The following is a 13,147-nucleotide window of genomic DNA, read 5'->3' on the forward strand; positions in this document are numbered from 1 at the left end:
GTCAGCCCGCGAGCTTGTCGATGTCCATGATGTCGCCGGTGGGCGGCGTCACGTCGACGGGCTTGTCGTAGTCGCCGAACGTCAGGGTCTCCGGCGTCTTGGCGGTCTCTTTCACGACCTTCAGCAGGTACGGCTTGCCCTCCGCCGCGACATAGAGGGTGTACCGGTCGGTGCCGTCGTTCTCGGTGAGCGTGAGGGCGGGCGTGCCGTCGACGGTGGCCGTCTTTCCCCTGCGGGCGTCGGAGTTGACGTCCTTGAAGTCGGCGAGCAGGACGTCCAGGTCGCAGAACGAGGCGAGGTCCTTGGCGTCGGCGCCGGTCGCGGAGGTCTTCACCCACCGGCCCGCGAGCATGTCCACGGCGGCCTGGGTGTCGGCCGCGGGCTCGCCCTTGCCCTGGGCGCGCAGGAACTTCTCGTCGTACTTCATGTAGACCGTGCGCGCGGTGGTGATCAGGTCGAGTGATCCTTCCCCGCCCATCCCCATCGTGCCCGCGCACTGCCCCTTGGTGTCGAAGGCCATGTCCAGCTCGACGGTGCCGCTCTCGTCCGGGACGCTGCCCTTCACCCTGAGGGACGTGGCGCCGGTCGTCGCCTTCACGGCCTTGTCGACGATGTCGGGCCCGGACATGCCCGGGAAGGGTCCCGTCTCCTTCTTCTCGGTCACCTTCCCCTCGGCCTTCTTGGAGCCGCCGGTCTCGGTGCCGCACGCCGTCAGGCCGACGGCCGCCGCGGCGGCCAGGCAGACAGCGGCAAGAGTGGTACGTCGCATGAAGATCCCCCCACGGGAACTCGGAAGTGCTGTCACCATCTCAGCAGAGCTTGTGAACCGAGTCAACACGAGTATGGGTGGACAGCCTGTTAACGCCCGTGAAGCGAGCCGTTCCGCATGAGTGGGTAGGATCGGCGCTCACAGCGCCGCGGTCGGCACGCTCGCGGCGAGGCAGCGGGACCGAGGGGAGCCAGTCGGTGCGGGAGAACGCGACAGAGGTGACCGCCGCCGGGATCGCCCGGCTCGCCGGCGTCGGCCGGGCGGCCGTCAGCAACTGGCGCCGCCGCCACCCCGACTTCCCCAAGCCCGTCGGAGGCACCGAGACCAGCCCCTCCTTCGCGCTCACCCAGGTCGAGGAGTGGCTGCGCACCCAGGGCAAGCTGGGCAAGCTGGGCGAGGTGCCGCTCAAGGAACGCGTCTGGCAGCACCTCGCGGGCCACCCCGCAGGCCCCGTCACCGCCCTCCTCCATGCCGGATGCGCCCTGCTCCTCGTGCGCGACCGGCATCCGGACTGGCTCAAGGTGAGCGCGGTGTCGGACGAGCGGATGGCGGAGCTGCTCCCGGGCGCCCTCGCACAGGTTGTCACCCCACGGTTCGGCCCTCCCACGGCAGTTGGGGCCGGCCCGCGGCAGGCAGCCGTGCGCATCCCGGACGCCGCCCGGCTGCTGCCCTCCGTCCCGCTGCTGCGCGGCGTGGCCGAGCTCGCCTCCGAACTGGGGGCCCGGCAGACGTACGAGTTCCTGATCGGGCGGCACATCGACGCCAACCCCCGGCAGTACACGCTCACTCCGGCCGGACCCGCCGAACTGATGGCCGCGCTCGCCGGGCCCGCGCCGACCGTCCTCGACCCCGCCTGCGGCACCGGGGCCCTGCTGCGGGCCGTCGCCCCGCGCCCCGACCAGTACCTCTACGGCCAGGACAGCGCCCCCGAACTCGCCGCCCTCACGGCCCTCCGCCTCGCCCTGCACTCCGACGCCACCGTGCGCGCCGCCGCAGCCGACACCCTGCGCGCGGACGCCTTCGGCGAGGCGCGGGCCGACGCCGTGCTCTGCCACCCGCCGTTCAACGAACGCAACTGGGGGCACGAGGAACTCGCCTACGACCCCCGGTGGGAGTACGGCTTCCCGGCGCGTACGGAGTCCGAACTCGCCTGGGTCCAGCACGCGCTGGCCCGGCTGCGGGACGGCGGCACCGCCGTCCTGCTGATGCCGCCCGCCGCCGCGTCCCGCCGCTCCGGCCGCCGCGTCCGCGCCGATCTGCTTCGCCGCGGCGCCCTGCGTGCCGTCATCGCGCTGCCCGCGGGCGCCGCACCCCCGTACAACATCCCCCTGCACGTCTGGGTCCTGAAGAAGCCCGCACCCGGCGCGCAGCCACCGTCCGAGCTGCTCCTCGTAGAGACGGCGGCACTCTCCGCGGCCGACGGCAGGGACCGGCACGCGTGGCGGCCGGTGCAGGACGCCGTGGTCGACGTCTGGCGGACCTTCGACCGGCACGGCACGGCCGCCGAGCAGCCGGGGCTCGCCCGCTGCGTGCCGGTGCTCGAACTCCTCGACGACGAGGTCGACCTGGCCCCGGCGCGCCGTCTGCCGCCACCGGCCGCGGGCGGCGGCGTACGGGAGCTGACGGACATCCGCGAGCGGCTCGGGGACGCCGTACGGCGGACGGCCGACCTCATGCCGCCGCCCGCGGAAGCCGTCGAAGCCGCCCGCTGGCCGGCCACCACCGTCGGTGAACTCGCCCGCGCGGGCGCCCTGTCGCTGCGTACGGGCACGGGCTCCGGAGCCCCCGGCACCCCGGTGCTCACCGCACACGACCTCCTGTCCGGAGCCGCCCCCTCGGGTTGCGTCGACCCGCTGGAGGCACCGTCCGCCGAAGGCTCCGCCGACCCCGTGCTGACCGAACCCGGCGACGTCGTCATCCCGCTGACCGGCGGCGGCACCGCCGCCCGCGTCATCGACGAGGCCACGGCGGGCGCCGCCCTCGGCCGGGGGCTCACGCTCCTGCGCCCCGACCCGGCCGCCCTCGACCCGTGGTTCCTCGCCGGTTTCCTGCGCGGCACCGCCAACCACCGCCAGGCCAGCAGCTACGCGTCCACCGCCGCCCGGCTCGACGTCCGGCGGCTGCGGCTTCCGCGCCTGCCGCTCGACGCGCAGCGGGGCTACGGAGAGCGGTTCCGCGCGCTCGCCGCCTTCGAGGACTCGCTGCGTCTCGCGGCCGGACTGGGCGAGCAGTTGGTGCGGGGACTGCACGACGGACTGACGGACGGCACGCTTCCGCCGGAATGAGAAGACCGGGTTCCGGCCGGGCGCGGTACCGGGCCGCGATCAGGACGTGACCAGTACGACAACGGTTCGGTACAACCCGGGACCGGTTCTCCTTGTCGGCCTATACGCTCGAATCTGCATCAGTTCGTATTTCGACTTTCGGCCGTGCGTTCTCCCGGGGGAACGCACGGCCGCATCAGGCACCAGGAGCAGCCATGCACGGCCACGGCTATGCGCCGCAGCAGCCGCAGCAACCGCCGCCGGTCTCCGGCGGCACTCATGTGACGCTGCGCGTGGTGTTCGTGGTCCTGGCCTTCATGACGTGCGGCCTGTTCGCCTGGGCGCCGATGCTGCGGCTCGCGATCGTGACGCGCAAGCCGCACGACTGGGCGCTCTTCGGGCTCGTGACCGCGCTCGATGTGACGGCTCTCGTGCTCGTCGGCGTCGACCCCGGCGAGGAGGAGTTCCAGGGGCCCGGCAACGCGGGCATGGTGGTCCTCCTGACCACGCTCGTCGCCGCCGTCGCCTACTACCTGTACGCGGACATCCGGCACTTCAGCCGCTACCGCACGCAGCAGTACGGCGGCTACGCGGGACCACAGCCCGCGTACGGCTATCCCCAGCAGCCCGGCCCCGCCCCCGTCCACCAGCAGCCCACGCAGCCGCACCAGCCGCCGGTCCAGCAGACGCCGCCCCCGCCCACGCGCCCCGCACCGGCCCGCATCCACCAAGTACAGGCCGAGCTCGACGAGCTCAGTGACTACCTGCGCAAGCAGGAAGGCGGCAACTGACCGTGTCATTGGGGACGCCACTGGGTACGGGCGGCCGCATTGTCGCCGGGCGCTACGAACTCTCCACGCTCATCGGCCAGGGCGGCATGGGCCAGGTCTGGACGGCGTACGACCAACGCCTCGACCGCCGGGTCGCGGTCAAGCTCCTGCGCCCCGACCGGGTCGCGGGCGCCGAGGCCGAGGAGCTGCGCCGCCGCTTCGTGCGCGAGTGCCGCGTCACCGCACAGGTCGACCACCCGGGCCTGGTCACCGTCCACGACGCGGGCACGGAGGGCGAGGACCTCTACCTCGTCATGCAGTACGTCGACGGGGCCGACCTCGGCGACCACCTCGCCGAGCACGACCCCTACCCGTGGCAGTGGGCCGTCGCGATCGCCGCCCAGCTGTGCGCGGTGCTCTCCGCGGTGCATGCCGTGCCGATCGTGCACCGCGACCTCAAGCCGCGGAACGTGATGGTCAAGCAGGACGGCACGGTCTCCATCCTCGACCTGGGCATCGCCTCGGTCATGGACACCGACACCACCCGCCTCACGCACACCGGCTCACCCATCGGCAGCCCCGCGTACATGGCCCCCGAGCAGGCGATGGGCGGCGCGGTCGGCCCGTACACCGATCTGTACGCCCTGGGCGTCCTGCTGCACGAACTCCTCAGCGGTGACGTGCCGTTCAGCGGATCCACCGCGCTCGGCGTCCTGCACCGCCACCTCTACGAACCGCCGCTCCCGGTCCGCCGCCTGCGCGCCGAGGTCCCCGAAGCCCTCGAAGCCCTGGTCCTGCGCCTGCTCGCCAAGGACCCCCAGCACCGGCACGGCAGCGCCCAGGAGGTCTACGAGGAACTGGCCCCGCTGCTCCCCGCGCGCGGCATACCCACCGGCGGCCCGCTCGACCCCACCCGCCCCTTCCTGCGCCCGCACGCCCCGTGGCCCGACCGCGCGGCGACCCCGGCGCCCGCCCCCGCCATCCAGCCGGACCGGCCCGACCAGCGCCAGGTCCCGGGCGGCCCCGGCAGCCAGACCGACGTCGTCCGCGCGGTCGACGAGGTCAAGCGGCTCCTCGGCGAGGGCCGCATCACCCAGGCCGTGGACATCCTCGGCTCGATCCTGCCCGCGGCGGCCGCCAAGCACGGCGAGCACTCCCCGGTGGTCCGCTCCCTGCGCAAGCAGTACGCGGCGACGCTCATGGACGACGGCCAGTACCGCCGCGCCCTGCCCGAGCTGCGCCGCCTCGCCGACGAGCGCGCCGCCGAGTCCGGCCAGGCCGACCCGCACTCCCTCCAGTTCCGCTACGAGGCGGCGCAGTGCCTGGAGCAACTGGGCGAACCGGCGGCGGCACTGGCGGAGTACAGGTCGCTCCTGCCTTACTACGAGAACCGCTACGCCTCCGACGACCGCGAACGCCCCCTGGAGATCCGCCGCCGCATCGGCCACCTGCTCCTCGCCCTCGGCGACCGCGCGGCGGCCCACGACACGCTGGCGCGGCTGCTCATGGACGCGGAGCGGATGCACGGCATCGGCCATCCGTTCCCGGCGGAGATCCGGCGCACGTTGCAATGGCTCGGTCAGATGCGCGGGTAGTGACGGATCGGCGCGAGGGTGCCCCAACTCTTCGAGAATCGTTGGTCGAATAGGTGGCCGAGGGACCGGCCACTGCCTAACATCGATCACCGCAAGACTTTGTGCACCGCCGCACAATCTCTCCACCTGGAGGCTCACTTGCACCGCCGCCGTCGCACCGCGCTCGTTCTCTCCGCCGCAGCCGTCGCCGCGGCCCCTCTCCTCACGGCCTGCGGCAACGAGGCGCATCCGGGCGCCGCGGCCGTGGTGGGCAACGACCGGATCACGGTCTCGCAGCTGGAGGGCCGGGTGAACGAGGTGCGCGCCGCGCAGCGCGCCGCGATCCCGGACGCGCAGCAGTACGAGCAGGCCATCTCCAAGTCCGGCGGCCTCACCCGCAGCACGCTGCACACGATGGTCCTGGACAAGGTGCTGCACCGGGCGGCGGCGGACGCCGGGGTGGACGTGTCACGCCGCGACATCCAGAGGATGCGGGCGGGCCTGGAGCAGCAGGCGGGCGGCCGGAAGGCGCTCGAACAGGGCTGGCTCCAGCAGTACAGCGTCGCCCCGTCCCGCCTCCAGGAGAGCCTCCGTACGGAGATCGAGGCCCAGAAGCTGGCGAAGGTCCTCGGCGCGGACATGAACGCGCCGGAGGGCCAGGCGCTCTTCTGGAAGGCGCTCGCCAAGGCCTCCAAGAAGCTGGACGTGGACCTGAACCCGCGGTACGGCACGTGGGACGTGGAGAAGAGCAAGCGCGCTGACGCGAAGACGCCGTGGGTGCGCGACGTGTCCGCGGACGCCGCCGCGGGGCCCAAGCAGGCGTAGGCAGGCAGGGCGGGGACTGCCGACGGGGTGGGTTACGTTCGACGGGTGAACGAAACCACGCCCCCGGCCGACGCCCCCGGCCGCGTCATCCTCCTCACCACCAGCCACCGGGTGGCCCCGGGCCTCCTCTCCTGGCCCGCGTGGCAGGCCCTGCACGCGGCCGACGAGGTCCTGTGCGCCGACGCCTCGCACCCTCAGCTCCCGTATCTGCGCGAGGCGGGCGTGTGTGTGGACGAGACGTCGCCCACGGCCCAGGAGCTCGTGGACGCCTGCGCCGGCGGCCGCACGGTCCTGGTCGTCGCCACGGCCGAGGGCGACCAGGCCCTGACGGACGGCTTGGCGAGGCTCGCGGGTTCGGGCCGCGTGTCGATGCCCGACCTGGAACTGCTCCCCGCCTCGTACGACCTGCCCGGCGCGCGGCTCCTCGACCTCGTCCAGGTCATGGACCAGATCCGGGACGAGTGCCCCTGGTCGTCCCAGCAGACGCACAAGGGCCTGGCGAAGTACGCGATCGAGGAGGCGTACGAACTGGTCGAGGCGATCGAGGAGGGCGACCGCGAGGAACTGCGCGAGGAACTGGGCGACGTCCTGCTCCAGGTGGTCTTCCACGCCCGCATCGCCGAGGAGGACGCGGAGTCCCCCTTCTCCGTGGACGACGTGGCGGGCACGATCGTCGAGAAGCTCATCCACCGTCACCCGCACGTCTTCGGCGACGACTCGGCGGACACCCCCGAGGACGTGAAGGCGCACTGGCTCCGCACGAAGGCGGAGGAGAAACAGCGCTCGTCGGTCACGGAGGGAATCCCCCTGGGCCAGCCGGGCCTGGCCCTCGCGGCAAAACTGGCCTCACGGGTACGGACGGCGGGGCTCGATGTGACGGCGCCTTCGGGAGAGGGCCCCGGCTACGAACTCCTGGCCCTGGCCCTGCAAGCCGAGTCACAGGGCATCGACCCGGAGGCGGCACTGCGCGCGGCGGCACGGGCGTACAGGGATGCGGTGCTGGTGGCGGAGGGGGCGGCAACTACATGATCCCCGGCGGGCGCAGCGCCAATCTGATGACACACCTGCTCAACATCGACTCGCCGGACCACACCCGGCTGAGGTGGCGGGGGTGAAGGCAATGGGGAGCGTACGCAGGCCGCGCATGATCAGGCCGCCCCTCCAACGAAGCTCGTCAGGTGTGACAGCCAGCTGAATGTCCGGCAACCGCTTGAGCAAGGTTGCCAGCGCGATGCGCCCCTCCAGCCGTGCTAGGGGGGCGCCCACGCAGTAGTGGATGCCATGGCCGTAGCCGAGGTGCGGGTTGTCCGTTCGGGACAGGTCGAGGGTGGACGGCTCGTCGAAACGAGCGGGATCACGGTCCGCCGCGGCGAGTACGACCAGGACGGGATCCCCTTGTGCGATCCGCTGCCCGCCGATCTCAAGTGATTGTGTGGCGTAACGCCACGTGGCCATCTCCACGGGTCCGTCGAAGCGCAGCAACTCCTCGATACCGGTCTCGAGAAGTCTGTGATCCTGGCGCTGAATGGATTCCTGAAGCAGGAAACGCTGAACGGGATTGCGCAACAGCGCGTAGACGCCGTTGCCGATCAGGTTGATGGTTGTTTCAAAACCAGCGAACAAAAGCACGAAACACATCGCGGCGGCTTCGTTCTCGGTGAGGTGTTCGCCGTGGTCCGAAGCACGGATGAGACCCGAGATGAGGTCGTCTCCCGGGGCGAGGCGCTTTCGGTGAATCAGCTCGGCGAGATATCCGCGCATCTTCTTCACGGACCGGGCGACCCCGCCCCGTGGCCCTCCACCGTGCCGGATCATCATGCCCGCCCAGTCACGGAAGTCGTCCTGGTCCTCGCGGGGAACGCCGAGCAGGTCGCAGATGGCATAGATGGGGAGGGGGAAGGCGAACTCGTGGATGAGGTCGGCCTCGCCTGTCCCGGCGAACCGGTCGATGAGACCGTCGGCGAGTTCCTGTACCCGAGGTTCGAACTCGGCCACGCGCCGCGGTGTGAACGCCTTCGACACGAGCCGCCTCAGCCGAGTGTGGTCCGGCGGGTCGATGTTGAGCAGATGCGTCATCAGGTTGGCGCTGCGCTCGCCGGGAATCCCGGTCTTGCCCTTCGCGTGGGCGTCCTCGGAATGGTGCACGGGGTTCTTGGAGAGACGCGTGTCCGCGAGCGTCTGCCGGGCGTCGGCGTACCGCGTCACGAGCCAGGCTTCGACGCCGCTGGGCAGTTTCGTCCTATGGACGGGCGAGTTCTCCCTGAGCCATGCGTACGCCGGGTAGGGGTCCGTGGCGAATTCCCAGGTGAAGAGCTCGGGCGTGGTGTCAGGAACGTTCACGCCCTGACGGTATCGGGCTCCGCCTGGGCGACGTGTCGGCGGTGGTACGTGATCTGTGGCCTCGCGCTGCTCGGAACCTGGAATCCGATCAACTTCTCTTCGGCGCACCGAAATAGCGAGTACGTTTTCCTCAAACGGCACCGGCCCCTGAGCGCTTGCAGCAGCGCAAAGGAGCCGGAACCTTCCCGGCGGTGCGCTAACACTCCGGGGACGGAACAGTCTTGGAGGACTGAACATGCCCATTGTGGCACGCCCGTATTCTGCAACTTCTGCGGCCATCCTCGTCGCCAAATACGCTCGCGTTTCTACGCCGAACCAGCTTGACGGCTTCGGGCTCGAAGACCAGGAAAAGATCTCCGACGGCTGGCTCGCATGCCACCCCGAGGCCACCGTCTACGACTCATACGTGGACAAAGCTGTCTCCGGCTCCCTGGAGAGCCGCCCAGAGATGGACCGCCTTGTCCGCGACGCGCACCGGCTCCGCTTCAACCGCATCCTCGTACCCGCGGTCGACCGCATCGGGCGTACGGCGCGCGCCGCGTACCAGTGGGCCTGGGACATGGCTGACATCGGAGTCTCCTTCATCTCGGCCAGGGAGGGGATCGACACCAGCACCGAGGAGGGTTGGCAGCACTTCATGCAGCACGTCAACTTTTCCGAGATGGAGTGGCGCCGTATCAAGGAGCGCACCGTCGCCGGTCGTGAGCTGAAGATCAGCTACGGAGGCTGGCCGGGTGGTCCGGCACCTTACGGCTACAGGATCGAGCACGACACCTCATACGAAGGCCCGCGGCGTAAGCGATTCTCCGCCCTTGTCACCGACGCGCATGAAGCCATGGTGCTCGACAGGGGAGTGCGACTCATCGTCGATGACGGCATGAACATCTCCGAGGCGTGCGCAGAGCTGAACAAGCGCAAGCTGCACACCCGCAACGGTGTCCGGTGGACACCCGCCAACCTCCGTAACCGCCTGCACAGCGAGACCATCCACGATGGCTACGTGGTGTACCGCAAGACCAACCGAGGCAGCGCCAAGAACACCACCCTCCGCCACGACGACGGAACCCCCGTCCATGGCGAGCAGGTCAGAATCGGTGTGCCGCCCATCTTCAGCGAGGAGCGCGCAGGGCAGTTGATGACAGCCTTGAAGAGTCTCGGCTTCCAGAAGGACCGACAGAGCAACCGTGTCTACTCCCTCACCGGCCGGATTCACGGCCACTGCGGCGAGGTCTATACGGGCTGCGGCACGAGCCGCGCTTACCGCTGCAAGGGGACTCTGACTGACCCGTCCTGCCGTGAGCCGTACTTCGGAGCCGACGACATCGGAGGAGCTGTCTGGGCCGAACTGCCGCGCCTCCTCACAGCCGATGGTCCTCTGGGTGAGTTTGCCGCCCGGTGGGGGGCGGGCCTCGCCAGGAGCAGGGAGAAGTACGAGAAGCGAGTCACGGACCTCGCGGCCAGGATCACTGCTCAGGAGCACCTGATCGAGGTCCGTGTTCCGGAGTACGTGCGAGCCGGTGTTGCTCCGGCAGTGCCGAAAGCCTCCGTCACGCAGCTTCAGCAGGAACTGGACGAGTTCCGGTTGCAGCGCAAGATCGCCGAGGAGTGGCTGGAGGATTACGCCCACCACGAACGTCGCGCGCACAACCTGTTGGACATCGCGAATGGCGCCATGGAACGGCTGAGGACTCTGACGCTCGCAGAGCGTAAGGAAGTCTTCGACATGTTCGACCTGCACGTAGTCCCCGGGGACATGACCGACGTAGGCAAGCCCGGTAATAGGTGCCCCGTCAGCGAATGGCACTGGGAAACCGGGGCGCTGGTTCCGCCGGACCCCACAGACGAGGAGTGGGAGACGGTGCTGAGTGTTCTCAGGCTCCACTTCTCCGGGAAGGCAAAGAAGCACTTCGTTACGAAGTACGACATTCGCGAGCAATTCTGCGGCATGCTCCACCGGCTCCGTCACGGAGTCTCCTGGGTCGACATGCCGAATACATGGGGACCGATGAACCCCATGAGGGAACGCCAGCTCACGTGGTGGAAAAGGGGGGTGTGGCCGGAGTTGATGGCGGTGTCGGGCGCCGATGAGCGAGGGTCGCAGGCATACAGGCGGCCGACACTTCCTCGGCTCACGGTGACGGGGCGGCTCCGCGCCGGGATGCTCACACAGATCTGGAGCGAAGAGCCTCGATAGAGATGGCGTGGCGGCCTCATCATGCGCGGACTCCGCACGCTGCCCGTGGAGTTCACACCCGCACAGCGGAGCAAATATCAGACGTCTGGAACGCCGTCCAGCTGACAGGCCGTCAAGACTGTGACTTTCACGTGATCTCCGCTGCATCGACTTGTGACAAGCGTTCGACTGCCGCTACGTTCACGACGACTCGGCCTCCCGTGCCGCAGTCGTCGCTCCAGTCACGCGAAAGGCACCCGCATGCTCTCCGGCAATGGTCGTCACCGACGCCCCCGCCAGGCCCCGGCTCTGATCGTCGCGGCAGGAGTCGCAGGATCGGCCATCGCCATCCCGCTGCTCGGCGCCACCAGTGCGAGCGCGGCGGACACCGCCACGTGGGACAAGCTCGCGGAGTGCGAGAGCGGCGGATCCTGGAGCGCGGACGCGGGCAACGGCTACTACGGCGGGCTCCAGTTCTCGCAGGAGCTCTGGGAGGAGTACGGCGGCCTCGACTTCGCGCCGAGCGCCGACCAGGCCAGCCGCTCGCAGCAGATCTCCGTCGCCGAGAAGGTCCTCGACGACCAGGGGACCAAGGCCTGGCCGAGCTGTGCGCCGATCGCCGGTCTCACCCAGGACGGTGCCGCGGCCGACGTAGACCCGGGCGCCCCGATCACGACGATTCCTTCTGACGAGCCGTCGGAGTCGACCGGGTCCGGCGATGAGGCGGACCCGGACGAGCCGAGCGAGTCCGCCGACCCCTCGGACGACGCCGGGTCCTCGAAGAAGCCCTCGGGCTCGGAGAAGTCTTCCGAGAGGCCCGGCACCGATGACGCCGACGCCGATGCTGACGCCGACGACTCCGATGACACGTCACGAGACAAGAATCACGACGAGTCCGGCAAGTCGGGTGACTCGGCCAAGTCCGGCGACCCGGACAAGTCCGGGCGTGACGATGCCACTTCGCCCGGCTCCGGCTCTTCCGCCGGTGAGGGCGAGGGCCGCCACCGCGGCGGCAGCGCGGACGGCGAGCCGTCCGGCGACGCTTCCCGCGAGGGTTCGGGCCGGCATGCCTCCCGTGGCGACGAGCGTCAGCAGGACGGCTCCGACGGGACGTACACGGTCCGCTCCGGCGACAACCTCTCGGCCATCGCCGACGACCTCGACGTGCAGGGCGGGTGGACCGAGCTGTATGCCGAGAACGAGAAGTCGGTCGGCTCCGACCCCGATCTCATCCTCCCCGGTCAGAGCCTCGATTTGGGCGAAAAGTAGGGGTAGTTGGTGAGTCGCTTTGCGCTTGATGTCCCAATTGGCGCAAGTGAGAGATGGGTCTCAGAAGCCCTGATCGTCTTTGAAATTCGACCGATCGCATGACTACGGTCGGGACCGCTCGCCACAGCGGGCCCCGCCGGTCGGTACGCCGAGTCCTGCCAACGGCCGTTCGGGAACAGTCGTCGCGTAAGCGCCGTAGGCAGGAGCGGGGGACCCAAGGTTTCCGCCGGGCCCGGCCGTTGAGCATCGCGAGAGCGAGGCACACGGACGGGAACGGCTAGGGGTTAAGTCGCGCTCAGGAAGCGCGGCCGGGCAACTTCACTGGCCCGAACCCGACAGCTCACCTCGCAGGCGTCGGTGAGGGGATCACTCATGCTGTTTTCCAGCAAGGGCAAGCACCGCCGTCCGTCCAAGGCCACCCGTGTCGCCACGCTCGCCGGCGTCACCGGTGTCGCGGTCGCGGCCCCGCTGATGGCGGCCGGCCAGGCCTCCGCCGCGACGAACTCCGAGTGGGACGCCGTCGCCCAGTGCGAGTCGGGCGGCAACTGGTCGATCAACACCGGTAACGGCTACACGGGCGGCCTGCAGTTCTCGTCGTCCACCTGGGCCGCGTACGGCGGCACGAAGTACGCGCCCAGCGCCGACCAGGCCTCCAAGGCCCAGCAGATCGAGATCGGCGAGAAGGTCCTCGCGGGTCAGGGCAAGGGTGCCTGGCCGAGCTGCGGCGTCGGCCTCTCGGGCGCCTCCAACGAGGGTGGCGGTGCGCAGGAGAGCGCCCCGCAGCAGACCCAGGAGCAGCCGAAGAGCCAGCCCAGCGCGCAGACCGAGCAGCCGCAGCAGCAGGCCCCCAAGAAGGCCGAGGCCGCGCCGAAGGCCGAGTCCAAGAAGACCGTCGAGACCCCGACCGGCAAGACGGTCAAGAAGGGCGACGGCGAGTACAAGGTCAAGAAGGGTGACACCCTCTCCAAGATCGCCGAGGCCAAGGACGTCAAGGGCGGCTGGCACAAGGTGTACAAGCTCAACGGCGACATCATCGACAACGCCGACATGATCTACCCGGGCCAGCAGCTGCACCTCAGCTAAGAGCTGAGGAGGCAGGCAGGCGGCACCTGGCGGTCGCGCCCCCCGGCGGAGGCGCGACCGACGGAGCCGGTGACGCCCGC

Annotated in this window: 10 protein-coding genes and 1 riboswitch; of the genes, 8 read left to right on the top strand and 2 right to left on the bottom strand. The window is 70.0% G+C overall.

Annotated elements, in window-relative coordinates; all coding sequences use genetic code 11:
- Position 1 precedes the first annotated feature (1 nt).
- Entirely contained in the window at positions 2-769 is a 768-nt protein-coding gene (locus tag OG302_RS24830; protein ID WP_371528797.1) for a hypothetical protein, read from the bottom strand.
- A gap of 197 nt (positions 770-966) precedes the next feature.
- Between OG302_RS24830 and OG302_RS24835 the strand changes: the two genes are divergently transcribed.
- From OG302_RS24835 to OG302_RS24855, 5 genes are all read left to right on the top strand, one after another.
- Positions 967-3,054, top strand: coding sequence for a class I SAM-dependent DNA methyltransferase (locus OG302_RS24835; protein WP_371528798.1), 2,088 nt, complete (start codon positions 967-969; stop codon positions 3,052-3,054).
- Positions 3,055-3,248: 194 nt separating this feature from the next.
- Positions 3,249-3,824: a hypothetical protein gene (locus OG302_RS24840; protein ID WP_371528799.1), complete on the top strand. Its 576-nt coding sequence runs from the start codon at positions 3,249-3,251 to the stop codon at positions 3,822-3,824.
- Between the two features lie 38 nt (positions 3,825-3,862).
- The gene (locus tag OG302_RS24845; protein WP_371750218.1) at positions 3,863-5,398 is read left to right on the top strand and encodes a protein kinase; all 1,536 of its coding nucleotides are present in this window, start codon (positions 3,863-3,865) and stop codon (positions 5,396-5,398) included.
- Between the two features lie 138 nt (positions 5,399-5,536).
- The gene (locus OG302_RS24850) at positions 5,537-6,202 is read left to right on the top strand and encodes a SurA N-terminal domain-containing protein (RefSeq protein WP_371528800.1); all 666 of its coding nucleotides are present in this window, start codon (positions 5,537-5,539) and stop codon (positions 6,200-6,202) included.
- 45 nt (positions 6,203-6,247) lie between these two features.
- Positions 6,248-7,231, top strand: coding sequence for a nucleoside triphosphate pyrophosphohydrolase (locus OG302_RS24855; protein ID WP_371528801.1), 984 nt, complete (start codon positions 6,248-6,250; stop codon positions 7,229-7,231).
- 39 nt (positions 7,232-7,270) lie between these two features.
- Here OG302_RS24855 and OG302_RS24860 read toward each other — a convergent pair whose 3' ends face one another.
- Positions 7,271-8,542, bottom strand: coding sequence for a cytochrome P450 (locus OG302_RS24860; RefSeq protein WP_371750219.1), 1,272 nt, complete (start codon positions 8,540-8,542; stop codon positions 7,271-7,273).
- Between the two features lie 235 nt (positions 8,543-8,777).
- On the opposite strand from OG302_RS24860, the gene OG302_RS24865 reads away from it, so the two are divergent.
- The 3 genes from OG302_RS24865 (at position 8,778) to OG302_RS24875 (ending at position 13,067) form a co-directional block, all read left to right on the top strand.
- A complete protein-coding gene (locus OG302_RS24865; RefSeq protein ID WP_371528802.1) occupies positions 8,778-10,736 on the top strand; it encodes a recombinase family protein in 1,959 nt (652 codons plus the stop codon).
- A 240-nt stretch (positions 10,737-10,976) separates the two neighbouring features.
- Entirely contained in the window at positions 10,977-11,984 is a 1,008-nt protein-coding gene (locus OG302_RS24870; protein WP_371528803.1) for a transglycosylase family protein, read from the top strand.
- A gap of 181 nt (positions 11,985-12,165) precedes the next feature.
- Positions 12,166-12,353: riboswitch (cyclic di-AMP (ydaO/yuaA leader) on the top strand.
- Positions 12,354-12,356: 3 nt separating this feature from the next.
- Positions 12,357-13,067, top strand: a complete 711-nt coding sequence (locus tag OG302_RS24875; protein WP_371528804.1) for a transglycosylase family protein — start codon at positions 12,357-12,359, stop codon at positions 13,065-13,067.
- Positions 13,068-13,147 lie beyond the last annotated feature (80 nt).

Origin of the sequence: Streptomyces sp. NBC_01283 (assembly GCF_041435335.1) — a bacterium.
Taxonomy (GTDB): Bacteria; Actinomycetota; Actinomycetes; order Streptomycetales; family Streptomycetaceae; genus Streptomyces.

Coding starts and splice junctions, on each gene's coding strand:
- OG302_RS24840 (WP_371528799.1), top strand. CDS start 3,249: ATGCACGGCCACGGCTATGCGCCGCAGCAGCCGCAGCAACCGCCGCCG.
- OG302_RS24875 (WP_371528804.1), top strand. CDS start 12,357: ATGCTGTTTTCCAGCAAGGGCAAGCACCGCCGTCCGTCCAAGGCCACC.
- OG302_RS24865 (WP_371528802.1), top strand. CDS start 8,778: ATGCCCATTGTGGCACGCCCGTATTCTGCAACTTCTGCGGCCATCCTC.
- OG302_RS24870 (WP_371528803.1), top strand. CDS start 10,977: ATGCTCTCCGGCAATGGTCGTCACCGACGCCCCCGCCAGGCCCCGGCT.
- OG302_RS24830 (WP_371528797.1), bottom strand. CDS start 769: ATGCGACGTACCACTCTTGCCGCTGTCTGCCTGGCCGCCGCGGCGGCC.